Annotated in this window: 21 protein-coding genes and 1 other RNA gene; 11 read left to right on the forward strand and 11 right to left on the reverse strand. The window is 70.1% G+C overall.

Features of this window, described 5'->3' with window-relative positions; genetic code table 11:
- Nucleotides 1-28: 28 nt before the first annotated feature.
- Nucleotides 29-409: a transfer-messenger RNA gene (gene ssrA / locus MKK65_RS16360) on the reverse strand.
- On the opposite strand from ssrA, the gene MKK65_RS16365 reads away from it, so the two are divergent.
- From MKK65_RS16365 to MKK65_RS31385, 7 genes are all read left to right on the forward strand, one after another.
- Nucleotides 401-1,258, forward strand: a complete 858-nt coding sequence (locus MKK65_RS16365; protein ID WP_279596778.1) for a CPBP family intramembrane metalloprotease — start codon at nucleotides 401-403, stop codon at nucleotides 1,256-1,258. The two genes, ssrA and MKK65_RS16365, sit on opposite strands and share 9 nt — an antisense overlap.
- Before the next feature lie 146 nt (nucleotides 1,259-1,404).
- On the forward strand, nucleotides 1,405-2,199 hold the full coding sequence (locus MKK65_RS16370; RefSeq protein WP_243958974.1) for a thymidylate synthase: 795 nt from the start codon (nucleotides 1,405-1,407) through the stop codon (nucleotides 2,197-2,199).
- Nucleotides 2,196-2,687 carry a dihydrofolate reductase gene (locus MKK65_RS16375; RefSeq protein WP_243958976.1) on the forward strand — a complete coding sequence of 164 codons (492 nt, stop codon included), beginning with the start codon at nucleotides 2,196-2,198 and terminating at the stop codon, nucleotides 2,685-2,687. Before MKK65_RS16370 ends, MKK65_RS16375 begins: the two co-directional genes overlap by 4 nt.
- 293 nt (nucleotides 2,688-2,980) lie before the next feature.
- Nucleotides 2,981-4,174: an FtsH protease activity modulator HflK gene (gene hflK, locus MKK65_RS16380; protein ID WP_058195050.1), complete on the forward strand. Its 1,194-nt coding sequence runs from the start codon at nucleotides 2,981-2,983 to the stop codon at nucleotides 4,172-4,174.
- Nucleotides 4,171-5,124 carry a protease modulator HflC gene (hflC, locus tag MKK65_RS16385; protein WP_243958978.1) on the forward strand — a complete coding sequence of 318 codons (954 nt, stop codon included), beginning with the start codon at nucleotides 4,171-4,173 and terminating at the stop codon, nucleotides 5,122-5,124. Before hflK ends, hflC begins: the two co-directional genes overlap by 4 nt.
- A 107-nt stretch (nucleotides 5,125-5,231) precedes the next feature.
- Nucleotides 5,232-6,782, forward strand: a complete 1,551-nt coding sequence (locus MKK65_RS16390) for a Do family serine endopeptidase (RefSeq protein ID WP_243958980.1) — start codon at nucleotides 5,232-5,234, stop codon at nucleotides 6,780-6,782.
- A 152-nt stretch (nucleotides 6,783-6,934) separates the two neighbouring features.
- Entirely contained in the window at nucleotides 6,935-7,099 is a 165-nt protein-coding gene (locus MKK65_RS31385) for a hypothetical protein (RefSeq protein ID WP_313902045.1), read from the forward strand.
- Nucleotides 7,100-7,373: 274 nt separating this feature from the next.
- On the opposite strand, the gene serB is transcribed toward MKK65_RS31385, so the two are convergent.
- Entirely contained in the window at nucleotides 7,374-8,267 is an 894-nt protein-coding gene (serB, locus tag MKK65_RS16400) for a phosphoserine phosphatase SerB (protein WP_243958982.1), read from the reverse strand.
- A gap of 14 nt (nucleotides 8,268-8,281) precedes the next feature.
- Here serB and miaA point away from each other — a divergent pair, with 14 nt between their 5' ends.
- Entirely contained in the window at nucleotides 8,282-9,202 is a 921-nt protein-coding gene (gene miaA / locus MKK65_RS16405; RefSeq protein ID WP_243958983.1) for a tRNA (adenosine(37)-N6)-dimethylallyltransferase MiaA, read from the forward strand.
- A gap of 159 nt (nucleotides 9,203-9,361) precedes the next feature.
- Here miaA and MKK65_RS16410 read toward each other — a convergent pair whose 3' ends face one another.
- From MKK65_RS16410 to MKK65_RS16430, 5 genes are all read right to left on the reverse strand, one after another.
- Complete coding sequence (locus tag MKK65_RS16410; protein ID WP_201025840.1) at nucleotides 9,362-9,709, reverse strand: hypothetical protein; 348 nt, start codon at nucleotides 9,707-9,709, stop codon at nucleotides 9,362-9,364.
- 149 nt (nucleotides 9,710-9,858) lie between these two features.
- Nucleotides 9,859-10,329, reverse strand: a complete 471-nt coding sequence (locus MKK65_RS16415; RefSeq protein ID WP_152997663.1) for an SRPBCC family protein — start codon at nucleotides 10,327-10,329, stop codon at nucleotides 9,859-9,861.
- Between the two features lie 126 nt (nucleotides 10,330-10,455).
- Complete coding sequence (locus MKK65_RS16420; RefSeq protein ID WP_243958985.1) at nucleotides 10,456-11,127, reverse strand: haloacid dehalogenase type II; 672 nt, start codon at nucleotides 11,125-11,127, stop codon at nucleotides 10,456-10,458.
- Between the two features lie 79 nt (nucleotides 11,128-11,206).
- A complete protein-coding gene (murJ, locus tag MKK65_RS16425) occupies nucleotides 11,207-12,733 on the reverse strand; it encodes a murein biosynthesis integral membrane protein MurJ (protein WP_243958987.1) in 1,527 nt (508 codons plus the stop codon).
- A 153-nt stretch (nucleotides 12,734-12,886) separates the two neighbouring features.
- The gene (locus tag MKK65_RS16430) at nucleotides 12,887-13,486 is read right to left on the reverse strand and encodes a superoxide dismutase (RefSeq protein ID WP_243958989.1); all 600 of its coding nucleotides are present in this window, start codon (nucleotides 13,484-13,486) and stop codon (nucleotides 12,887-12,889) included.
- A gap of 419 nt (nucleotides 13,487-13,905) precedes the next feature.
- Here MKK65_RS16430 and MKK65_RS16435 point away from each other — a divergent pair, with 419 nt between their 5' ends.
- Complete coding sequence (locus MKK65_RS16435; RefSeq protein ID WP_243958991.1) at nucleotides 13,906-14,733, forward strand: hypothetical protein; 828 nt, start codon at nucleotides 13,906-13,908, stop codon at nucleotides 14,731-14,733.
- A 68-nt stretch (nucleotides 14,734-14,801) separates the two neighbouring features.
- Here the strand turns inward: MKK65_RS16435 and MKK65_RS16440 are convergent, their stop codons facing one another.
- The 4 genes from MKK65_RS16440 to MKK65_RS16455 form a co-directional block, all read right to left on the reverse strand.
- A complete protein-coding gene (locus tag MKK65_RS16440; RefSeq protein WP_243958993.1) occupies nucleotides 14,802-16,520 on the reverse strand; it encodes an HWE histidine kinase domain-containing protein in 1,719 nt (572 codons plus the stop codon).
- Between the two features lie 174 nt (nucleotides 16,521-16,694).
- Complete coding sequence (locus tag MKK65_RS16445) at nucleotides 16,695-17,429, reverse strand: tRNA (guanine(46)-N(7))-methyltransferase TrmB (protein ID WP_243958995.1); 735 nt, start codon at nucleotides 17,427-17,429, stop codon at nucleotides 16,695-16,697.
- Between the two features lie 194 nt (nucleotides 17,430-17,623).
- Nucleotides 17,624-18,802, reverse strand: a complete 1,179-nt coding sequence (gene metK / locus MKK65_RS16450; RefSeq protein WP_243958997.1) for a methionine adenosyltransferase — start codon at nucleotides 18,800-18,802, stop codon at nucleotides 17,624-17,626.
- A gap of 168 nt (nucleotides 18,803-18,970) precedes the next feature.
- Nucleotides 18,971-19,381 carry a helix-turn-helix domain-containing protein gene (locus MKK65_RS16455; protein WP_058195106.1) on the reverse strand — a complete coding sequence of 137 codons (411 nt, stop codon included), beginning with the start codon at nucleotides 19,379-19,381 and terminating at the stop codon, nucleotides 18,971-18,973.
- A 563-nt stretch (nucleotides 19,382-19,944) separates the two neighbouring features.
- Here MKK65_RS16455 and MKK65_RS16460 point away from each other — a divergent pair.
- Both MKK65_RS16460 and MKK65_RS16465 read left to right on the forward strand, forming a co-directional pair.
- Complete coding sequence (locus MKK65_RS16460) at nucleotides 19,945-20,796, forward strand: thermonuclease family protein (RefSeq protein WP_243958999.1); 852 nt, start codon at nucleotides 19,945-19,947, stop codon at nucleotides 20,794-20,796.
- A gap of 5 nt (nucleotides 20,797-20,801) precedes the next feature.
- Entirely contained in the window at nucleotides 20,802-22,289 is a 1,488-nt protein-coding gene (locus tag MKK65_RS16465) for a M48 family metalloprotease (RefSeq protein ID WP_409565439.1), read from the forward strand.
- The last annotated feature ends 37 nt before the right edge of the window (nucleotides 22,290-22,326 follow it).

Raw genomic sequence — 22,326 nt, forward strand, 5'->3', positions numbered from 1 at the left:
TGCCGCGGATGGCCGGACCGAGGAAATGAGTGAAGGCTTCCGGTGCCGGGCGCCTTCCTGCCCCGCCTAGACGATGCGAACCGCTAGGACTTGAGACCGATCGTGGCGACCGCTTACGCGGCCACCGCCACCGGTGCAAAGGTGTCGTTGGCAACTCTCGCCAGGGCCCGATAACGGCGGAGCCATGCCGAGCGAACGATCAACCTTTAGCCTTCGTCGATCCTGTCTCGCCTCCGCCTGAGACCAGTGCAAGGCCCCCGGCCTTGCGGCCATCGGTCCTGGGATCAGGTGGAGGCGCCGGGTACCGCCCCCGGGTCCGATAGGTTTAATTCGAAGATCGTTTATCGCCATAGCCGGCCTCGCGACCGGCACCCAAGATATAGAGGGGATCGGTCCGGTTTTGAAGCCCGATCGTGTCGCGCCACTGTCTCAGGGCGAACCTCTTGACCCGGCTGTTGCCGGAAATGCGCAGTCACGCGGTTTCGCGCTCGACGGGCCACGCCGACGCGACCGGATCTGGGGCGCTGTCTGGCGCCTGAGCGTCCTGATTGCCCTCGTGCTCATCTATCTCGGCGCCGCGAGCCTGCTCTCCCTCGCGAGCGTCCGCGTCGGCTTCGACCTGTGGGCCGGGATCGACCCGTTCCTGCCGCCCGAGCGACGCCCCTTCCTCGGCGCGGTGGACCTCGCCCACCGCGCCTTCGCGGTCGACGCCCTGCGCCAGGTCTATCTCGCCGCCTTGGTGCTCGCCGGGGCGTGGTGGCGCGACCGGGCCGGCTGGCGTCGGCGCCTGGCGCTGGATCGCGAGCGCCCGAACGGGATGCGCCCGGTCGCGCTACTGGCGCTCCTCCTGGTCTGGCCGGTGCTGCACATCGTCTGGGTCACCGGCACGGCCGAGCTGTTCGGCGCGAGCTTCGGCCGGCGGGTGACGCTTTCGCCATTCATGAGCCAGAGCGCGGTCGTGGCCTGGCTGCTCTACCTCGCGGTGCTGGCCCCCGTGGCCGAGGAGCTGCTGCTGCGCGGCGAGGCCTTCGCCCGAGCCCGGGAAGCCTTGGGGCCCGTCGGCGCCGTGCTGGTCACCGCCGTGATCTTCGCCGCCGCCCATGTCTCGTCCTGGGGGCTCGCCCGGCCGGTCTCGCTGCTGCCCCTGGCGCTGGCGCTCGGCTGGCTGCGCTGGCGCACCGGCCGCCTCTGGCCCGGCATCGCCCTGCATGGCTGGTCGAACCTTGCTTTGGTGACCTACGTGCTCTGGCCGGCGTAAAGTATTCGGCGCTGGAGGGGATGCCAGTTCGGCATGGGGCTTCGGAAACAGCGACCGAGGGCCGTCCCGCATCGAGACTCACGCCGCCAATGCCCATACACGGCTTTGACTCTAGCGGCGGCCATTCTGACGAGCAGGAGTGCTCGATGGACGCTTATCATGACCTGCTTCGGCGTATCCTCAATGAGGGCGCCGCAAAAGACGACCGCACCGGTACCGGAACCCTCTCGGTGTTCGGTCACCAGATGCGCTTTGACCTGTCCGCGGGCTTCCCGCTGGTCACCACGAAGCGGCTTCACCTGCGCTCCATCATCCACGAGCTGCTCTGGTTCCTGGCGGGCGACACCAACGTCGCAGCCCTGCGGGCCAACGGCGTGACGATCTGGGACGAGTGGGCGGACGAGCACGGCGATCTCGGCCCGGTCTACGGCAAGCAATGGCGCTCCTGGGCGAAGCCCGACGGCGGCAGCGTCGATCAGATCGCGTGGCTGCTCGGCGAGATCCGGCGCAATCCCGATTCCCGCCGCCTGATCGTCTCGGCCTGGAACCCGGCCGACCTCGACCGGATGGCGCTCGCCCCCTGCCACTGCCTGTTCCAGTTCTACGTGAGCGACGGGCGCCTCTCCTGCCAGCTCTACCAGCGCTCGGCCGACGCCTTCCTGGGGGTGCCGTTCAACATCGCGAGCTACGCGCTCCTGACCCACATGATCGCCCAGGTGACCGGGCTCGGGGTCGGCGACTTCGTGCACACGTTCGGCGACGCGCATCTCTACCGGAACCATATGGAGCAGACCCGGACCCTGCTCACCCGCACGCCACGCCCGCTGCCGCAGTTGCGGCTCAACCCGGAGGTCCGCGACCTTTTCGCCTTCCGGTACGCAGACATCACCATCGAGAATTACGATCCGCACCCGGCCATCGCGGCCCCGGTGGCAGTATGAGCCCCGCCATCGCGCTGGTCGTGGCGGTCGCCCGCAACGGCGTGATCGGCCGCGACAACGGGCTGGCTTGGCACCTGTCCAGCGACCTGAAGCGGTTCAAGGCGCTGACGATGGGCAAGCCGATGCTGATGGGCCGGCGGACCTGGGCCTCGATCGGCCGGCCGCTTCCGGGGCGCCGCACCCTGGTGCTCAGCCGCGATCCGGGCTTCCGCGCCGAGGGCGCCGAGATCGTCCACGACTGGGACGCCGCCGTCGCGGCGGCGGCCGCACCGGAGCTGATGGTGGTGGGCGGGGCCGAGATCTACGCCCTGGCCCTGCCGCATGCGGACCGGCTCCACCTTACCGAGGTCGAGGCGGAGCCGGAGGGCGACGTGCGCTTTCCCGCCTTCGATCGCGCCGCGTTCCGGGAGGCGTTCCGCGAGGCACATCCGGCCGGCCCGCGCGACGAGCACGCCTTTGCGTTCGTCGATTGGGTACGCATCCGCTGAGGCGCGCCGCCGCGGTTGTCTTCCGGCCTGTGCGTGCCCACCTGCCAGCCTTGACAGCATGGGGCGCACACCCGCAGGTGCCTGTCGGGCATGCGTTCTCATGGGGCTCCAGGCCTCGCGAGAAGAGACGTCCGTGCAGGCGTTTAGCCGCCGATCGAGCCCGTCCGCAGCGCGAGCGGTCCGGTTCGGCGGGACTAGGCGGGTGAGCGCGGCCGTTCAGGCAGGGAGACGCAGCCCGGGGAGCACGTTCAGCGTGCGGACCGGGCGCGGGCAGGCAGGAGACGACGGCTAGGATGCTTTGGAGCAATCAGAGCGGCGGTGGCGGCGGCGGCCCGTGGGGTCGGCCCGGCGGCAACGGCGGCGGCCCATGGGGTAATGGTGGCGGCGGCAAGACCCCGCCCAACCTTGAGGACCTGCTCCGGCGCGGGCAGGACCGCCTGCGCGGCCTGATCCCGGGCGGCGGCAACACCGGCGGCGGCTATGGCGGCGGCCCGAGCAGCGGCATCGGCGGCGGACGCAGCGCCGCGGTGATCGCGGCGCTGGCGGTCGCAGTCTGGCTCGCGACCGGCTTCTACACCGTCTACCCGCGTCAGGTCGGCATCGAGACGATCTTCGGCCGCTACGTCGGCACCAAGGGCGAGGGCCTGCGCTACAACTTCCCCTATCCGATCGGCGGCGTGGTCAAGCCGGATGTCGGCTCGCAGAACTCCATCCAGATCGGCTTCCGCTCCGGTCCCGGTGGCCAGGGCCGCACCCGCGACGTGCCGGACGAGAGCCTGATCCTGACCGGTGACGAGAACATCGTCGATCTCGACTTCGAGGTGCAGTGGCGGATCAACCCGCTCAAGGCCTCCGATTTCGTGTTCAACCTCCAGAACCCGGAGGGCACCATCAAGGCGATCTCCGAGAGCGCGATGCGCGAGGTGATCGGCCGCCGCAACATCCAGGCGATCCTCACCAACGAGCAGTCGAGCATCGCCCAGGAGGTCAAGGAGATGGTCCAGAAGGCGCTGGACGAATACGGCGCCGGCGTGCGCATCGAGGTGGTTCAGCTCGTCTCGGTCAACCCGCCGCCGGAAGTCCGGCCGGCCTTCATCGACGTGAACGCTGCCCAGCAGGACGCCGACACGGCGCAGAACGAGGCCAAGACCTACGCCAGCCGCGAAGTGCCGCAGGCAAGGGGCCGGGCATCGCAGATCTTCCAGCAGGCCGAGGCCTACCGGACGAAGGCGACGGCCGACGCCACCGGCCAGGCCGCACGCTTCAGTGAGGTCTACGCCTCCTACAAGGCCGCCCCGGCCATCAGCCGCGAGCGGCTCTTCCTGGAGACGATGGAGAAGGTTCTGGGCTCCGTGAACAAGGTGATCATCGACCAGAACGGCGCGCAGCCGGGCTCCGGCGCCGCCGCCGGGGTCCTGCCGGTGCTGCCGCTCACCGAGTTCGGCGCCCGCGCCCCGTCCCAGACCGCGACGGGAGCCGCCCGATGAAACAGGCTCTCCGCACCGGCCTGATCGCCGTCGCCGCGATCGTCGCGATCGGGCTCTACGCCTCGATCTTCACCGTCGGCCAGATGCAGCAGGCCCTCGTCCTGCAATTCGGCCGCGTCCGCGCCGTCCTCAACGCCACCGGCGAAGAGAAGCCCGGACTCTACTTCAAGGTGCCGTTCGTCGAGAACGTCGTGATCTTCGACAAGCGCGTGCTCGACCTCGACCTGCCGGTGCAGACGGTGCTCACCGCCGACCGGCAGAACCTGGAGGTGGACGCCTTCGCGCGCTACCGCATCCTCGATCCGCTGCGGTTCTACCAGGCGGTGGGCAATATCGGGCTCGCCAATCAGCGGCTCGCCAGCTTCACCAATTCCGGCCTGCGCAACGTGCTCGCCCGCTCGACCCGCGACGCCATCGTCAAGACCGATCGCGGGCAGCTGATGCACCAGATCCAGGAGGACGTGAACCGGCAGGCCAAGGCGCTCGGCATCGAGATCGTCGACCTGCGCATGACCCGGGTCGATCTCCCGGCTCAGAACTCGGCCGCCGTCTACAAGCGGATGAAGACCGAGCGCGAGCGCGAGGCCGCCGACATCCGCGCCAACGGCGATCAGAGCGCCGCCACGATCCGCGCCAAGGCCGACCGCGAGGTCACGGTGATCCTCGCCGAGGCGACGCAGAAGTCCGAGCAGTTGCGCGGCCAGGGCGACGCCGAGAAGAACCGGATCCTCGCCGAGGCGTTTAGCAAGGACCCGGACTTCTTCAGCTTCTACCGCTCGATGCAGGCCTACGAGACCGGGCTGAAGGGCTCCGACACCCGGCTGGTGATCAGCCCCAGCTCGGACTTCTTCCGCTACTTCAGCGACCAGCAGGGCCGGGCGACGGCCTCGCCGCCGCGCACGCCCCGCGCGCCGACGGACCCGACCGCCTCCACCGGCGCGACGCGCTGACCGCTGGCGCCCCGGCGCCAGCGAACTACGATGCGAGACAATCCGCGGGCGGCCGATCCCGGTCGGCGGCCCGCGAAACCGGAAACGCGTTCTTGAAGAGGTCGACCATGCACCCCGTCGCGAGCGCCCCCCCGGCGCCCTTCGGCCGCGCGCAGGCGCAGCCCCGTACCCGCGCCCGCTCCCTGATGGCAGCGATCCTTGTCGGCGCCTCGTTCGCGACCGCCGCCCTGCCGGCTCCCGCATTCGCCAAGGGGCCCGCCTCGCTGGCCGACCTCGCCGATCAGGTTACCGACGCGGTGGTGAACATCTCCGCCTCCACCACGGTCGAGGCGCGCAACAGCCGCACCATGCCGCAGCTGCCCCCAGGCACGCCCTTCGAGGACCTGTTCGAGGAGTTCTTCAACCGCCGCGGCGGCAAGGGCGGGGAGAAAGGTGGCGAGCGCGGCGACAACGACAGCCCACGCCAGCAGCGCAAGTCGAACTCGCTGGGCTCCGGCTTCATCATCGACACGTCCGGGATCGTGGTGACCAACAACCACGTCATCGGCGACGCCAACGACATCCAGGTGATCCTGCACGACGGCACCAAGCTGAAGGCCGAGATCATCGGCAAGGATTCGAAGATCGATCTGGCGGTGCTGCGGGTGAAGCCCGCCGCCGACCACCCGTTGAAGGCGGTGCCGTTCGGCAAGTCCGACACGATGCGTCCCGGCGACTGGGTCATCGCCATCGGCAATCCGTTCGGCCTCGGCGGCTCGGTCTCGGCCGGCATCGTCTCGGCCCGGGGCCGGAACATCGAGTCCGGCCCCTACGACAACTACATTCAGACCGACGCGGCCATCAACAAAGGCAATTCCGGCGGCCCGCTGTTCAACATGGACGGTGAGGTGATCGGCATCAACACAGCCATCCTGTCGCCCACCGGCGGCTCGGTGGGCATCGGCTTCGCGGTGCCGTCGGACACGGCCAAGCCCGTGATCGACCAGCTGCGCGACTTCGGCGAGGTCCGGCGCGGCTGGCTCGGTGTGCGCATCCAGAACGTCGACGACGCCACCGCGGAGGCGCTCAACCTCAAGGGCGGCGCCCGCGGCGCCCTGGTGGCCGGGGTCGACGAGAAGGGTCCGGCCAAGACCGCCGAGATCGATGTCGGCGACGTCATCGTCAAGTTCAACGGCGCCCCCGTGAAGGCGTCGGGCGACCTGCCCCGGATCGTCGCCTCGACGCCCGTCGGTCAGAAGGTCGACGTGGTCGTGGTCCGGAAGGGCGAGGAGCTGACCAAGCCCGTCACCCTCGGCCGGCTCGAGGATACCGACAAGCCGCAGCTCGCCAACCTGCGCCAGCCCGAGGCCGAGAGCGCGACCCGTCAGGCGCTCGGCCTCAACCTCTCCGGCATCACCGACGAGCTGCGCAAGAAGTACGCCATCAAGGACAGCGTGAAGGGCGTGGTCGTCACCCGGGTCGACCCGAACTCGACCGCCGCCGACAAGCGGATCCAGCCGGGCGAGGTGATCGTCGAGGTCGGCCAGGAGGCGGTGAACACGCCGGCCGAGGTGACCAAGCGGGTCGAGGCCCTGAAGAAGGACGGGCGCAAGTCGGTCCTCCTGCTCGTGGCCAGCGCCACCGGCGACGTGCGCTTCGTGGCGATCGGGCTGGAATAAACCCGCTGCGCTCCAAAAGGCTGAGGGCCGTCGCTCCGAAAGGACGCGGCGGCCTTCGCATTTTTGCGGATGGGAACGGCCGCATTGACGCGGCCGGTCCGTGCAGCACACTGGTGCCGCGAGTCGATGCGGCTCGGAATCTCCAGACCTCCATGACCGCCGTCGCCTTCGACGCCCTGAAATTCGCCCGCGCCCTGCGCGAGAAGGCCAAGCTGTCGCCTGAGCAGGCCGAAGGGTTTGCCGACGCGTTGGTCGATGTCCTCGACGGAAACCTCGCCACCAAGGGCGATATCCGCGACGTGCAAGGCGACATCTAGGTCGTCCGCGGCGATATCGAAGCCCTGAAGATCCAGACCCGCGCCGATATCGAAGCGCTCCGGCTCGCCACACAGGCAGATTTTGCGTCCGCGAAAGTCGAAACGGTGCGCTGGCTCGTCGGCGTGATCGGCTTTCAGACTTTGGCCGTCCTCGGCGCGGTGGTCACGCTCGCCCGCACCTTTCACTAAGAGCACCTATCTAAACCGCTTCGACCCTAGCAACTTCAAACACTTAGCGGGCACAAAAATCGGTTGTGTTAGGGGCTCCAAACCTTCACGCCACGAACTCCGCCGCCCCATATCCCTGCAGGTACAGCAGCGCGGTGAGGTCGCCGTGGGTGATCCGGACCCGGGCGGCGGCCGCCACCGCGGGCTTGGCCCGGAAGGCGACGCCCAGGCCGGCCTCCGCCAGCATGTCGAGATCGTTGGCGCCGTCGCCGACCGCGAGGGTCTCGGCGGGGCCGAGCCCGAGGGCATCGCGCAGCTCGATCAGCGCCGCGCGCTTCTCCGCCTTGCCGACGATCGGGTCCTCCACCGTGCCGGTGAGCCGCCCGTCCGCGACGCCGAGCACGTTGGCCCGGTGCTCCTCGAAACCGATCATCCCGGCGATCGGGCCGGTGAACAGGGTGAAGCCCCCCGACACCAGGCAGGTTCGGGCGCCGTGTCCCCGCATGGTCCGCACCAGCGTCGGCCCGCCCGGGGTGAGGCTGAGGTGATCGGCGATCAGCCCATCGACCGCCGTGACGGGAATGTTCTTGAGGAGCGCCACGCGCTCGCGCAACGCCGGCTCGAACGCGATCTCGCCGCGCATCGCCCGCTCGGTGATCCCCGCGACATGGTCCTTGAGGCCGAGCGTCCCGGCCAGTTCGTCGATGCATTCCTGCTCGATCATGGTCGAGTCCATGTCGGCCAGGAATAGGCGCTTGCGCCGATGCGCATCGGCCGGCAGCACGGCCATGTCGATCGGCTCGCCGGAGAGGGCGCTCCGCAGCCGTTCCGTGAGAGCGCCCGCGTCGGCCGGATCGCCCGCTACCAGCACCTCGGCGGCGACCTCCCCGTGCAGGATCCGGGGCTGGTGCTCCGTCCGCAGCACCGCGCGCGCCTCGGCCAGCACCGCGTCGGTGATGGACGGCCGAGCCGGGTTTGCTATCAGGACCGCGACCAGCATCGTGGAGTTTCGCCTTGCCGCCACACCGGAGAGAGACCGGGGGACGCCCGGCGGCGATCCTCATTGCAGGGCCCACCGCCTCGGGCAAGTCGGCGCTGGCGGTCCGGCTCGCGCTGCGCCACGGCGGCGTGGTGATCAACACCGATTCCATGCAGGTCTATCGCGACCTGCGCCGCCTCACCGCCCGGCCCGAGCCCGACGAGGAGGCGCGGGTACCCCACCGGCTCTACGGCCATGTCGACGGGGCGGTGAACTATTCCGTGGGGCAGTTCTCCCGGGATGCCACGGCCTTGCTCGCGGACCTCGACGGCCGATTGCCGGTCTTCGTCGGCGGCACCGGCCTGTATTTCCGCGCCCTGGAGCAGGGATTTTCGGACTTGCCGCCGGTGCCGGAGGCGGTGCGCGCCGGGGTGCGGGACGAGGCCGAAGGCCGCCCGACCGAGGCGCTGCATGCCGACCTCGCCCGGCACGACCCCGAGGGCGCTGCCCGCCTGCGCCCGAGCGACCGCATGCGAGTCATGCGCGCCCTGGAGATTTTTCTGGCCACCGGCCGACCGATCGCCAGTTTTTACGGCGACCCGGTGCCCGGGCCTCTGGCCGGCCAGAACCTGCAAAGATTCTTCCTGGCGCCGGATCGCGCGCTGCTGCGCGCCCGCATCGACGCCCGCTTCCGCACGATGATCGCAGACGGCGCCCTCGACGAAGTGTCCCGCCTGCGCGCGCGACGCCTCGATCCGATGCTGCCGGTAATGCGCGCCCACGGCGTGCCGGGCCTGATCGCCCATCTCGACGGGACGCTCGACCTCGAAGCGGCGATCGCCCGGGGCCAGGCCGATACCAGGGCCTACGCCAAGCGGCAGGTCACGTGGTTCCGCCACCAGATGGGGACGGACTGGCGCTGGCTCGACCCCGAGGCGGAGGGGGCCGACATCTGAGGTACGCCGGGGCGCTCGCATCCTGCACGCGCGGAATGCCCGCAGAGCCGCGAGCGGATCAACGCCGCCACTAGGGGCGGCGACCCACGCAGGATCCCGAAGCCGGGGGCAGGAAACCGCGAGCTCCCGGGGGAGCGGGAGCTCGCGGATGCGATCGCGTTACTCGCAGACCTCGACCCGACGGTAGGTGAACTCGCCGTCGCCGAGCCATTCCTTGCGACGCTCGTAATGGCAGATGGGTCCGCGGCGCTCGCGCACCACCACGGTCTCGGGCTCCTCGACCAGGACGCGGCGCGGGCGGTACTCCGGCGGCGGGGGCGGCGGCTGGTTGGCGCCGTTGACCAGAGCGCCCCCGACCACGCCGCCGACAACGCCGGCCGCGAGGCCGCCGATGATCGCGCCGGTCTGGTCGCGGGCGGTGGCCGGGGCGACGGCCCCGAGCACCAGGGTCGCCGCAAGGGCTGCGGCCCCGGCGCGGATCATCGTGAAGGAACCGTTCGTGGCCACGCGCAACTTCTCCCGTTCGTGTTGCGGATGATCCAACACCGGGACGATTAAAAATCTCCGAAGCGGGGCAATTCGATCGCGTGCCAGTTGTGGCGCCGACAGACCGAGCCGCGGCAGCGGAACACCCTGGTCCCGCTGCCGCCTGAACCTCACTTCGCCTTGGCGGCGATGCCCTTCAGGCCGGCATCGTATACGCCCGCGATGGCTTCCTGCGCCTTAGCGTCGGGCGCGCCCTTGGCCTTGAACGTGCCGGTCCAGGTGACCTTGGAGCCGCTGCCGGCCTTCGCGACCATGAGGGTCGAATGGTAATCCGTGACGGGCAGCGGGCCTTCCAGGATCGTGTAGGTGTAGGCCATCTTCTTGTCGTCGCGGGATTCCTCCTCCTCGACGATCGTCCCGCCGCCTTTCAGGCTGAGGGTGCGGACATCCTTGCCGCCCTTCTTAGACAGGGCACATTTCTCGATCACCGGATGCCAGTCGCCAATCCCGCAGAATCCGCCGATGGTCTTCCACACCGCCTCGGGCGATGCCGCGACATCGACCGACTTGGTGACATCCAGGGCCCAGGCCGGTCCGGCCACGCCGACGCAGAATGCGGCGGCCAACAACACGCGCTTCATCAGACGCTCCCTCACGCTCGACGCTCCTGATTCTGGCGTCCGAGTCAAAGGCGAACCAAGCGCGCGGGCCGCACGTTGCAAGCGCGACTTTAGTCCAACCCGCGGCAGCGCGCCCCGACGTGGGTCTCAGAGCAGCCCGTCGAGCGACGTGATCACCGCCTGGGGCGCGAGGTCTGCGTACTCGTCCGGAAGCCCCCGGCGGTTCACCCAGGCGGCCCGGAACCCGAACGCATGGGCGCCCGCTACGTCCCAGCGGTTCGAGGAACAGAACAGCACGTCCGCCTCCCCGACCGCGAGCCGGGTCAGCGCGATCCGATAGGCGTCGGGATGGGTCTTGAACACCTGCGCGTCGTCCACCGAGAGCACCGCGTCGAGATGGTCGGCGAGCCCCGCCGAGGCCACGGCGCGATCGACCATGGCGGCGTTGCCGTTGGTCAGCACCGCTGTGCGCAGGCCGCGCTTCTGCAGCGCCGCGAGCACGGCCGGCACCTCCGGGTAGGCCTCGAGATCGCGATAGGCGTCGAGCAGCTTTTCACGCAGGCTCGGATCCACACCCGGATGCAGCGCCAGGGCATGGTCGAGGGCGCGCACGGTGAGGTCCCAGAAGGCGGCGTAGCGGCCCATCAGCGACAGCGTCCAGCTGTATTCGAGCTGCTTGTTGCGCCAGACCTCGGAGAGATGGTCGGCATCCGGCCCGACCAGGTCGGCGTAGCGCTGGACCGCGGCATTCACGTCGAACAGCGTGCTGTAGGCGTCGAACACGACGGCCTTCACGCCCGCGAGCAGGTCCTTGGTCATGGCGTTCCTCAATGGCGCTCAGGGACGATGTGGGACTCGCAGGCGCGGCGGCGAGCCCAGCTCGATGGGACGAACGGGCTCAGGCCCGGCGCAGGCGCAGGCCGAACAGGTGCAGCAGGCCGGCCAGCAGGCCGCCATAGACCACGGCCCCGGCGAGGCCCAGGACCGCCAGGACGGCGATCTCGCGCCCGTGCGGCAGGGTCGGCACTAGAGCCTCCGCGAGCCCCTGGCCGTAGACCGCCACGCCCGCCAGCGCGAGGCAGGCAAGGCCGACGCCCAGGACCGTGAGGCCCAAGGTGCGGCCCGGCGCCGTCCAGCCGCGGCGCTTGGCCAGGACGACGAGGATCAGCAGGTTCACCCACTGGCTGACCGCGGTGGCCAGCGCCAGGCCGGTGACGCCGTAGGGCCCGGTGAGCCAGAGCTTCAGGACTACGTTGACGAGGATCGCCGTCAGCGAGGCCCAGAGCGGCGTCTTGGTGTCCTGGCGGGCGTAGAAGCTGGCGACGGCGCTGCGCACCAGCACCACGGCCGGCAGGGCGAGCCCGTAGGCGGCGAGCACCGAGGCCGCCCGGGACGCGTCCTCGGCGCTGAAGGCGCCGCGCTGGAACAGGGCCGCCATGATCAGGCCCGGGATGGTCAGGAACGCCACCGTGAACGGCGCCGACAGGGCCAGGGAGAACCCCGCCGCCCGGTTCTGCGCCGCGTGCGCGCCGGCGACGTCGCCGGAGGCGAGCCGCCGGCTCATCTCCGGCAGGAGCACGGTGCCGGCCGCGATGGCGATCACCCCGAACGGCAGCTGGTAGAGCCGGTCGGCATAATACAGGGCCGAGACCGCGCCGCTCGGCAGCCAGCTGGCGATGATCGTGTCGGCGAAGGCCGCGATCTGGAACCCGGCCGACCCGATCACCGCGGGGCCGAGCACCACGAAGAACCGCTTCAGCGCCGGGTCGGAGCGCGGCACGGCGATGTCGGGCATCACCCGGGCCCGACGGCAGCCCCACCACAGCAGGCCGAATTGCAGCACGCCGGAGACCGCGACGCCCCAGGCGGCAGCGTAGGCGGCGTTGGGGAACAGGAAGCTCAGCGACAGGGCCGCCAGCATGGCGAGGTTGAGCAGCACCGGGGCGCCGGCCGCCACGGCGAAGTGCCGGTGGGCGTTGAGGATGCCCGACAGCAGCGTCACCAGGGTCATGAACAGCAGGTACGGGAAGGTGATGCGGGTGAGCGCAACCGCCAGCTGGAAGCGCTCGCCATCCTCGGCGAAGCCGGGCGCCAAAGCGTGGACCACCCAGGGCATCGCCGGCAGGGCGAGGTTCAGCAGCACGAGCTGCACGATCAGCATCAGGGTGAAGACGCGGTCTGCGAAGTGATGCGCCTCGCCGGAGGTGCCCGCTTCGGCGAGCCCGGCATAGGCCGGCACGAAGGCGGTGTTGAACGCGCCCTCGCCGAAGATCGCGCGGAAATGGTTCGGCAGCCGGAACGCGACCACGAAGGCGTCGGCCATGGGCCCCGCGCCCATCACGGCGGCCATCACCACGTCCCGGGCGAAGCCGGTAACGCGGGAGACGAGGGTCCAGCCACCCACCGAGAGGATGGAGCGGATCATGGATCCGCCCGCTGCGGGATCACGGGGTCTGGAAACGAGGAAAGAATGGCGGCCTGCCCTGCTGAGCCCGGGGGCCGCATCAAGAGCCGCTTTTGGCCGGCATCTCAAGGGCGCCGCGGACACGATCGGCCCGCAGCGCCGCTTATGGCCGGATCAGGCGGTCGCTTCGCCGTACAGCTTCTCGACGTACTCCCAGTTCACCAGATTCTCGATGAACGCCTTGAGGTAGTCGGGCCGGCGGTTGCGGTAATCGATGTAGTAGGAGTGCTCCCACACGTCGACGCCCAGGATCGGCTTGGCGCCGTGGACCAGCGGGTTCTCGCCGTTGGGGGTCTTGAGGATCGCGAGCTTGCCGTCCTTGACGGCGAGCCAGGCCCAGCCCGAGCCGAACTGGCTGACGCCCGCCTGGATGAAGTCCGCCTTGAACTTCTCGGCCCCGCCCAGATCCTCGTCGATCTTCTTGGCGATCGCGCCGGGAATCGCGCCGCCGCCGTTCGGCTTCATCCAGTTCCAGAAATGGAGGTGGTTGAAGTGCTGGCCGGCATTGTTGAACAGCGGCTGATTCGTGTTGTAGGCCGCCTTGACGATCTCCTCGACGCTCTTGCCCTGGAGATCCGTGCCCTCGAGCAGCTTGTTGCCGGTATCGACATAGGCCTTGTGGTGCTTGTCGTGGTGAAACTCGAGGGTTTCCTTCGACATGTACGGCCCGAGCGCGTCGTAGGCGTAGGGCAGTTCCGGCAGGGTGAAGGTCATGGGCTCTGTCTCCGCTTAGAGCACGATGCGGACAAGCCGGATCCGGCTTTCCGAAATCATCGCACGGTAACAAGAGGCTAGGGCCCGCTGTGTTTCACGGGAAACAGCAGCCGGCGCCAGCCATGGGCGGCCTCGTCCCCGGCGGGGGCATCCGGGTCACGATCCGCTAGGTAAGTCGGCGTCCGCGCGACGGCAACGCCGTTCCGGCCAGGCTTGATGCAAACTTTCCCAAGTGGCGCCCAGATGGCGCCCGGGTGGCACCCGGCCGCCCGGCGGCGGCGCGGAGAGCCGGCCGGACGATCCACGAGAACCGGTATCCCGGACAATCTCGCCGCCGGATTTTGCAATATGCCCGCAAGGCCTTACTGTGCGACACGCCTTAAGCGCCGGCCGTTAGCCGGCCCGTGTCAGAGAGTAACATGATCGCTGCGCTGTTCGCGCTCGCTGCCGCCATGGTCATCGGGGGCTGCGCCGCCGTGATCCAGGGCTTCCCCTATGTGCGTCTGGAGAGCGGCCTCGCGATGGTGATCGCGGGTTCGGTCGCGGCCTCGTCGGGCGCGATTCTGGCCGGGATCGGCGTGCTCGGCCTGGTGTTCCGGCGGCTGGAGCGGGCGATCGGGCAGCGCCCGGTGCTGGCGTCATCCGAGAGCGCAGCCGCCGAGAGCACGCCGCGGCTGCCGCCGGTGCTGCCGGCCGCCCCGGCCTTCATCGTGCCATCGATCGTCGAGCCGCCCTTCGATCCCGAGCGGCCACGGATCGAGCCCGACCTGCGCCTCCTCGAGGACGTCCCGCCCGCACCGGCCGAGGCTTCGAAGGTCATCGAGCCGCACAGGCCCCCGGCGATCGAAGCGGATTTCCCGCTCCGGTCCGTTCCTTCCGCCGTTCCCCCCGCCCCGCCCGCGGAGCCGCTCCACCGGCCTGAGCCAGCGCCGGAGCCCGTCAGCGAGCGCAGCGCGGAGGACGACCTGTTCGCCGCGCCCGAGGCGTCCGCGAAGCTGGAGGCGGCCTCGGAGCCCCCTGCCCTGCGCCCGAGCCTCGACGCGGCGCCGGAGCCCGAGCCCGAGACGAAGCCGGAAACCCGCACCGTGGTCGGGCGCTACGCCTCCGGCGGCAACACCTACGTGATGTACGAGGACGGCTCGATCGAGGCGGAGACGCCGCAGGGCCGCTTCACCTTCGCGTCCCTGGACGAGCTGAAAGCCTTCGTGGATGGCGGCGGCGAATCCGGGGCCCGGGGCGCGGCCTGACGGCGGAACGAGTCGTCTCGCGCCGCGTCCTTATTCGATAGCCGGCAACCATCGTCCGGGAAGATGTCCTAGACCAGGGGGTTGAGGCTGTCGTTGCGCGGCGGGATCGGCGCCCGCATGGTCAGCGCAAACCCCTCGGGATCGTAGTCGGTCTCGACCTCGGCCTGGACCTGGGTGATCAGCACCCGCTGCAGCAGGCGCGAACCGAAGCCCTGGCGGCTCGGTGGCCGGACCGGCGGCCCGCCCGATTCACGCCAGTGGAAGCGCAGGATCCCGGCCGGCCCGCCCGGCTCCAGGGACCAAGTCACTGCGACCCGCCCGGAGCGGTTCGAGAGCGCCCCGTACTTGGCCGCATTGGTGGTGAGCTCGTGGATCGCCATGCCGATCGGCACCGCGATCTCGGAGGGCAGGTCGATCGCCGGACCGTCGAGGCTGATCCGCCCCTCGGCCTCGCCATCGGCCGTGACCTCCGCGTAGGGCTTCAGCTCGCTCAGCAGCAGATTCGCGAGCGAGGCGGTCTGCCAGGTATCCTCGGTAAGCACGGCGTGGGTGTGGGCGAGCGATTTGATCCGCCCCACGAAGGCCTCGTAGAAATCCTCGATGCTGGAGGCGGTCCGGGCCGTGGAGCCCACGATCGCCTGCACGGTGGCCAAAGTGTTCTTCACCCGGTGGTGCAGCTCCCGGATCAACAGGCTCTGCCGCTCCTCGGCGATCCGCCGGTCGGTCACATCGGCCACCACACCGATCAGGCGCCGCGGCAGGCGGCTCGGCGCGTCCCGCTCGAACCGGCCAGCCATGTCGATGGTGCGCCACGCCCCGTCGGATTTCCGCCGGATCCGGCCGCCGATCTGCAGGATCCCGTCCTCGCGCAGCGCCTTCGAGATCGCGTGCCGGACCGCGGCGCGATCGTCCGGGTGGAGGATGTCGCTCAGGAACTCGTTCTTGCCGATGGTGCCGTCCTCGGGGGCATGCCCGAAGATCTCGTACATGTGCTCGTTTTCCCAGATCGCCTGGTCCTCGAGCATGTGCCACTCGAAGATGCCGAGCTTGGCGATCGTGGTCGCGACCCGCAGGCGCTGATCCCGCGACAGGATCTCGTCCCGGGCCTCGATCCGGGTGGTAATGTCCTGGACGACGCCGACCATGCCGACGGGCTCGCCATCGCGACCCGGCACGGATTGCCCCCGCACGCGCAGGATCACGGTGCGCCCGGCCGCGGTGACGGGGGTGTCGAAATGATAGGATTGGCCGGACCGGCACGCCTCCGACACAGTCGCGCTCAAGCGCGCCAATTCCGGAGCGGACAGGCCGGACTTGAGCTCGTCCCACGGCACGGACCGCCCGGGCTGTCGCCCCAGGATCCGGGCCGCCCGACGCGACAGGGTCAGGAGGCCGGTCGCCCGGTCCCAGCGCCACTCACCGAGACCGGCGGTCTCCAGTGCCTCGCGGTTCGCCTCGGAATGCGCGGCCGCATCGGCATCCACGGCCTCGACCACCAGGGTCCGGCCGGAGCGCCGCACCCGCACGTCGATCACGGCCCCGTCCGCCCGACGCCAGGCCTGGATGCCGTCACCGAGGCCGTCGCGTTCAGTCTCCGCGAGAAGATCCGCCGCGGCGCGACCGACCAGCATGCCCGGCGACCAGCCGAGCAGATCGTGCAGGACCCGGTTGGCGGCGACGATCACCGTTCCGTTCGCCGACAGCACGACGAGGCCGATCGCGGCATCGTCGAAGCCCGCGCGATACGGGTCGTCCGTCGCCGGGTCTGGACCCACGCTCTCGTCCACTCGGATACATCCTTGAGCACGCCGTGACGCGCTCCCGCACGAGATACCCCCCTGCCGCGGCCCGGACCGCGAAGGCAACTCAGGATGGCGCCCGAGCGTGACCGTTGCAAGGCGTCCCGTACGCACTGCACCGACAGGGATGCCGGTTCGGCGAGGCCGCGTGCGTCCAGGCGCTCAGCGCGGGCGGCGCACGAACTCCAGATAGGTCGGATGCCGGCCCGCCGCCAGCGCCTTCGCCTCGTAGCGGGTTCCGGGCCAGCCCGGAAAGGGCTCGGTCCAGTCGCGGGCCTGCCGCGCCGTCCAGGTCAGGACCGGGCAGCGGGCGGCCCGGACCAGGGTCCAGCCGGCGTAATCGTCGATGTCGCTGGCGAAGCGGAACAGGCCGCCATCCTTCAGGACCCGGCCGATCTCGGCGAGCGAGGCGTCCGAGACGAAGCGGCGCTTGCGCTGGCGGCGCTTCGGCCAGGGATCCGGATAGAGCAGATAGACCCGGTCCAGGCAGGCATCCGGCAGGCGTGCCAGCAGGGCGGTCACGTCCTCGTCGCGGATGCGGACGTTCCGTAAGGACCGCGCCTCGATCGCGGCGAGCAGCTTGACCACGCCGTTGACGAAGGGCTCGGCCCCGATGATGCCGATGCGGGGATGACCCTCGGCCTGGGCGGCGAGGTGCTCGCCGCCGCCGAAACCGATCTCCAGCCAGACCTCGTCCGGTGCGCCGCCGAGCGCGGGGAACAGCGTGCGCGGATCGAGCGGCTGGTCACCCGGCGGGAGATCGACGCGGAGCCCCGGGAGCAGGTCGGTGAGCCGCCGCTCCTGCAGGCCGCGCAGGCGCTTGCCCTTGCGCCGCCCGAAGAAGGCGCGCTCCGGCTCGTCGGCCTCGTGACCGGGCCGTCCGTTCAGGTCAGACATCGGCTACCAACGCGTCGTCCGCGCCCGGGCGAGGACGGGGTTCCAAAGGGCTCGCAGCCCACAGCAGGGCTCTGCCCTGCACCCGCAAAAGGTCCAAGACCTTTTGAATCCGGGACTCAAGAAAAAGCCAGCGCACCGCCCCGGATCCGGGACGGTGCGCTGGCAGGTCGTTCAGCGTTCGAGCGCGAACCGCCTTACGACAGGGCCGACTTCAGCTTCTGAGCGAGGTCGGTGCGCTCCCAGGAGAAGCCGCCATCGGCCTCGGGGGCGCGGCCGAAATGGCCGTAGGCGGCGGTGCGCGCGTAGATCGGCTTGTTCAGGCCGAGCGCCGTGCGGATGCCGCGGGGCGACAGGTCCATGGCGTCCATCAGGACCGCCTCGAGCTTGGCCTCGTCGACCTGGCCGGTGCCGTGCAGATCCACGTAGATCGACAAGGGCTTCGAGACGCCGATCGCGTAGGCGAGCTGGATGGTGGCGCGCCGCGCCAGCCCCGCCGCCACGACGTTCTTGGCGAGGTAGCGCGCCGCATAGGCGGCCGAGCGGTCAACCTTGGTCGGATCCTTGCCCGAGAAGGCACCGCCGCCGTGCGGGGCCGCGCCGCCGTAGGTGTCGACGATGATCTTGCGGCCGGTGAGGCCGCAATCGCCGTCGGGACCGCCGATCACGAACTTGCCGGTCGGGTTGACGTGCCAGACGGTGCTCTCGTTGACCCAACCCTGGGGCAGGGCCGCCCGGATGTAGGGCTCGACGATGACGCGCACGTCGGCCGAATCCAGGGACTCGTCGAGGTGCTGGGTGGAGAGCACGATCTGTGTCGCCTCGACCGGGCGGCCGTTCTCGTAACGGACCGTGACCTGGCTCTTGGCGTCGGGGCCGAGCTTGCCGGCATCGCCCTCGCCCTTCTTGCGGGCGTCGGCGAGGTCCTTGAGGATCTTGTGGGCGTAGAACAGCGGGGCCGGCATCAGCTCCGGGGTCTCGTCGGCGGCGTAGCCGAACATGATGCCCTGGTCGCCCGCGCCCTCGTCCTTGTTGCCGGCCGCGTCGACGCCCTGGGCGATGTCGGCGGACTGGGCGTGGAGGTAGATCGCGACTTCGTTGTTCTTCCAGTGGAAGCCGTCCTGCTCGTAGCCGATATCCTTCACGGCCTGGCGGGTCAGCTCCTCGAGGTTTTCGAAGGTCACCGAATCCGGGCCGCGCACCTCACCCGCGATGACGATGCGGTTGGTCGTCGTCAGGGTCTCGACCCCGAGCCGGGCCTCCGGCATCGCCGCGAGATAGGCATCGACCACCGTATCGGAGATCCGGTCGCTGACCTTGTCGGGATGGCCCTCGGAGACCGACTCACTGGTGAAGAGGTAGTTTGAACGCGGCATCGGACGGATCCCGATCACGGGTACGCCGTCGCGATCGCGGCGTTTGACCCCTTATGCGGGCGGGGTTCTCGCATCGGGTTGCCGTAGGGTCAAGGCGGATTGCCGAACGGATCCGCTATAACGTACGAAACGGCCGACAAACCGCTCGCCTGCTGCGCGACTCAGCAATCAGCCGTTGAGCTTGTGGTCGAGCGCCCGGATGGCGGCGGCGACGTCCCGGCGGGCCTCCTCGGAGAAATGCTCGGTGATGTGGCGGCCGACGATCTCGGCCAGGCCCTGCAGGCCGCCGCCCTCGGTCAAAGGCGTCTGCTCCGGCTCGGAGAAGCCCGGGGCCGTGAAGTCGTCGTTGCGGGGCATGCCCTTGAAGAAGTAATCCATCGGCACCCCGGTCATCCGGGAGAAGATATCGAGATGGACGGCACTGATTCTGTTGGTGCCCTTCTCGTACTTCTGCAGCTGTGCCGCCGACATCCCGAAACTTTGCGCGACGCGACGCTGCGTCAGCGATGCCTTCCGGCGCTGCTCGGCGATGCGTTGACCGACATACACGTCACGCTGATCGGTTTTCTGACCCGCCATGAAGAACTTGCCCACTCCTGCCGCGATTTTCGGGCGGCGAAGCTTAACCGCATAGCGAGGTCGTGTCACCGGCGGGTGACCAGAGCGGTAAATGATTTCTCGCGCCCCGACAGAGCGTCGGCGACCTGTTTTCTGGTGTCCCCGGCAGGGCTCGAACCTGCGACCCCAGGTTTCATACCACTTCGGCTTTCGCCGCCGCCGCCCTCGCGGGCCGCGTTCGTGGCCTGGACTATCCCTTCACCCTGGACCGTGCTTGCGCCCGGCCGTTAGGTGCCGCCCGTCTAGTCTCTACACCTTCCCGTCGAATGCACGTGCATCGGGCGGGCTTGGCTCGGGATCGGCAGGACGCCGGCGTACCGGCGCCGGGAGCTTTCCCCGACTTTGAGCGGATCCGCCGCGCGGTTTCCCAGCGCGACGCCCAATTGTGACCGTTTAGGAAACCTGTGCTCTGTCCAGCTGAGCTACGGAGACGACCACGATTCCCATAGCATCAAGACCCGGACAGGCCAACCGCGCGATGCGTGCGAGACCGATCCGGGGCATGATCGTCCGGGATGCACGCGATGATCGAGCCAGAGGGCGGATCGGCGGAATGGCGACACCGGACGGGCCGCGCGACGACGGCCCTGGTGCTGGTCGTCCTCGGCGCGGCGATGCCGGCCCACGCCGCGTCAGGCACCGCCGAGTGCCGTCCGGGACCAACGCGCACCGAGATCCTCGACGGGATCGGTCTGCGCGGCGAGATCCGCCTCGCCTCCGGCGCCCGGGTGGTGCTGGACTCCCTGCTTTGGCCGGACACCCCGGAGCCCGCAGAGGCGGCGCGCGTCTGGCTCGAAGCCCGGCGGGGCGACAGCCTGGTCGTCGTCCCGCGGGGGCAAACCGACCGCTGGGGCCGGGAGCGGGCCGACATTCAGGTGGCGGAGACCGGGATCGATCTCGCGGGTGGCTTGATCCCGGCCGGGCTCGCCTTCGCGGATGCGAACGAACATGATTCGCTCTGCCGCCCGGCTCTGCGTACGGTGGAAGACGCCGCCCGGGAGAAGCGGCTCGGCCTGTGGCGCGATTCCGTGCTCCAGGCCACCGACGGCCCGGCGCTGCGGGCGCGGGAGGGCCGGTTCGCCATCGTGGAGGGGCGCATCCGCCATGTCGGCGAGCGCAGCGCCCGCACCTATCTCGACTTCGTGGGTCGCGGCGAGGACGGGCTCACGGTCATGGTATCGAAACGCACTTGGCGAATGATGCGGGACCGTGGTTTGAGTGCGGCTTCGCTCGAAGGCCGGCGCGTGCGGGTCCGCGGCATCCTGGAAGTCTGGCGCGGCCCGACCCTGGAGGCCAACGCCGACGCGGTCGAGATCCTGAGCGAGCCGGATCGGCGCGAGGCCGGGCCGACGGGGGAACGGGAGCTGCGGCGCTGATCGCGATGGGCCGGATCACGGAGGGATTTGGAGGGGTGGAGCGGCGCTTGCGCGGCCGGGCATCGGCCTGTGCCGGAGCCATGCTCCTGGCTGCCGCCCTCGGCGCCTGCGTGGCCGACCAGGCCGCGGGCCCGGTGACACCGGCCGTGGTCCGGGTCCCGGCCGAGGCGCCGCGCACCACCGGGCGCGAGCGGGCCGCCGATGCCGACCATCTCAAGCTGGTGGCCTCCTTCGGGGGCGAGGTGCGCGCGCCCAACGTGATGCGGATGCTCACGGAGGTGACGGACCGGCTGGTGAAGGCCAGCGAGCGCCCGGACCAGACCTACGCGGTGACGCTGCTCGATTCGCCCGTGGTCAACGCCTTCGCGTTGCCGAACGGGCGGCTCTACGTCACCCGCGGGCTGGTGGCGCTGGCGAGCGACACCTCCGAGGTGGCCGCCGTGCTCGCCCACGAGATGGCGCACGTGACGCTGAATCACGCCACCGCCCGGAGCGAGCTGGAGCTGCGCTCGGCCCTGGTGAGCCGCGTGGTGGCCGACGTGCTCAACGATCCCGATACCGGCGCGCAGCTGCAGCACCAGTCGCGCTTCGCGCTGGCCCGGTTCTCCCGGGAGCAGGAGCTGGAGGCGGACGCCACCGGGGTGCGCACCCTCGCCAAAGCCGGCTACGATCCGTTCGCGGCCGGCCGCTTCCTCACCGCGCTCAACCGCTCGACCAACCTGAAGGCCGGCAGCGGCGGCACCGGCGAGCCCGACATGCTGGCGACCCATCCGGGCACGGTCGAGCGCGTCACCCAGGTCACCCGGGCGGCGCGCCGGATCGGGGCGCCGGGGATCGGCGCCGACGACCGCGCCGCCTACCTCGCCGCGGTGGATGGGCTCCCGTATGGCGACAACCCGCGCGACGGCGCGGTGCGCGGCCATCGCTTCGTCCATCCCGGGCTCGGCATCGCCTTCGACGTGCCGGACGGGTTCGTTCTGGAGAACACCCGCTCGGCGGTGCTCGGCACGACCCCGGACGGCAACCGGCGTCTGCTGTTCGACCAGATCGAGGCCAAGGACGGCCAGCCCCTCGACGCGGCCCTGAAGGGCAGCTGGAACGACGCCCTCGACCCGGCCGGGTTCGAGACCCGCGAAATCGGCGGGCACCCGGCGGCCTTCGCGCTCTCGCGCGGGAAGGACTGGACATTCCGGCTCGCGGCGATCCGGATCGACGACGCGACCTTCCGGATGATCATGGCCGCCAAGGGCGCCACCGACCCCGAGCCGGCCTTCCGCCCCTGGGTCGCGAGCCTGCGGGCGATCACCCCCGAGGAGGCGGTGCTGCGGCCCCTGCGGCTGCAGGTGGTCCAGGCCGGCTCGGCCAGCGCCGAGGAGCTGGCCCGCCGCATGGCGGTGCCGGACCGGGCCCTCGACCGGTTCCTCGTGCTCAACGGCCTGGAGCGCGGTGCCGCCCTGGTGCCGGGCCGCAGCTACAAGATCGTGGTGGAATAGCCGCCCCGCTTCGCGACGGCTTGCACAAGCGCGGCTC

This window comes from Methylobacterium sp. J-001 (genome assembly GCF_022829565.1).
Taxonomy (GTDB): Bacteria; Pseudomonadota; Alphaproteobacteria; order Rhizobiales; family Beijerinckiaceae; genus Methylobacterium.

Coding starts and splice junctions, on each gene's coding strand:
- MKK65_RS16370 (WP_243958974.1), top strand. CDS start 1,405: ATGGACGCTTATCATGACCTGCTTCGGCGTATCCTCAATGAGGGCGCC.
- MKK65_RS16375 (WP_243958976.1), top strand. CDS start 2,196: ATGAGCCCCGCCATCGCGCTGGTCGTGGCGGTCGCCCGCAACGGCGTG.
- hflK (WP_058195050.1), top strand. CDS start 2,981: ATGCTTTGGAGCAATCAGAGCGGCGGTGGCGGCGGCGGCCCGTGGGGT.
- hflC (WP_243958978.1), top strand. CDS start 4,171: ATGAAACAGGCTCTCCGCACCGGCCTGATCGCCGTCGCCGCGATCGTC.
- MKK65_RS16390 (WP_243958980.1), top strand. CDS start 5,232: ATGCACCCCGTCGCGAGCGCCCCCCCGGCGCCCTTCGGCCGCGCGCAG.
- MKK65_RS31385 (WP_313902045.1), top strand. CDS start 6,935: ATGACCGCCGTCGCCTTCGACGCCCTGAAATTCGCCCGCGCCCTGCGC.
- serB (WP_243958982.1), bottom strand. CDS start 8,267: ATGCTGGTCGCGGTCCTGATAGCAAACCCGGCTCGGCCGTCCATCACC.
- MKK65_RS16415 (WP_152997663.1), bottom strand. CDS start 10,329: ATGAAGCGCGTGTTGTTGGCCGCCGCATTCTGCGTCGGCGTGGCCGGA.
- MKK65_RS16420 (WP_243958985.1), bottom strand. CDS start 11,127: ATGACCAAGGACCTGCTCGCGGGCGTGAAGGCCGTCGTGTTCGACGCC.
- murJ (WP_243958987.1), bottom strand. CDS start 12,733: ATGATCCGCTCCATCCTCTCGGTGGGTGGCTGGACCCTCGTCTCCCGC.
- MKK65_RS16430 (WP_243958989.1), bottom strand. CDS start 13,486: ATGACCTTCACCCTGCCGGAACTGCCCTACGCCTACGACGCGCTCGGG.
- MKK65_RS16435 (WP_243958991.1), top strand. CDS start 13,906: ATGATCGCTGCGCTGTTCGCGCTCGCTGCCGCCATGGTCATCGGGGGC.
- MKK65_RS16445 (WP_243958995.1), bottom strand. CDS start 17,429: ATGTCTGACCTGAACGGACGGCCCGGTCACGAGGCCGACGAGCCGGAG.
- metK (WP_243958997.1), bottom strand. CDS start 18,802: ATGCCGCGTTCAAACTACCTCTTCACCAGTGAGTCGGTCTCCGAGGGC.
- MKK65_RS16455 (WP_058195106.1), bottom strand. CDS start 19,381: ATGGCGGGTCAGAAAACCGATCAGCGTGACGTGTATGTCGGTCAACGC.
- MKK65_RS16460 (WP_243958999.1), top strand. CDS start 19,945: ATGATCGAGCCAGAGGGCGGATCGGCGGAATGGCGACACCGGACGGGC.
- MKK65_RS16465 (WP_409565439.1), top strand. CDS start 20,802: ATGGGCCGGATCACGGAGGGATTTGGAGGGGTGGAGCGGCGCTTGCGC.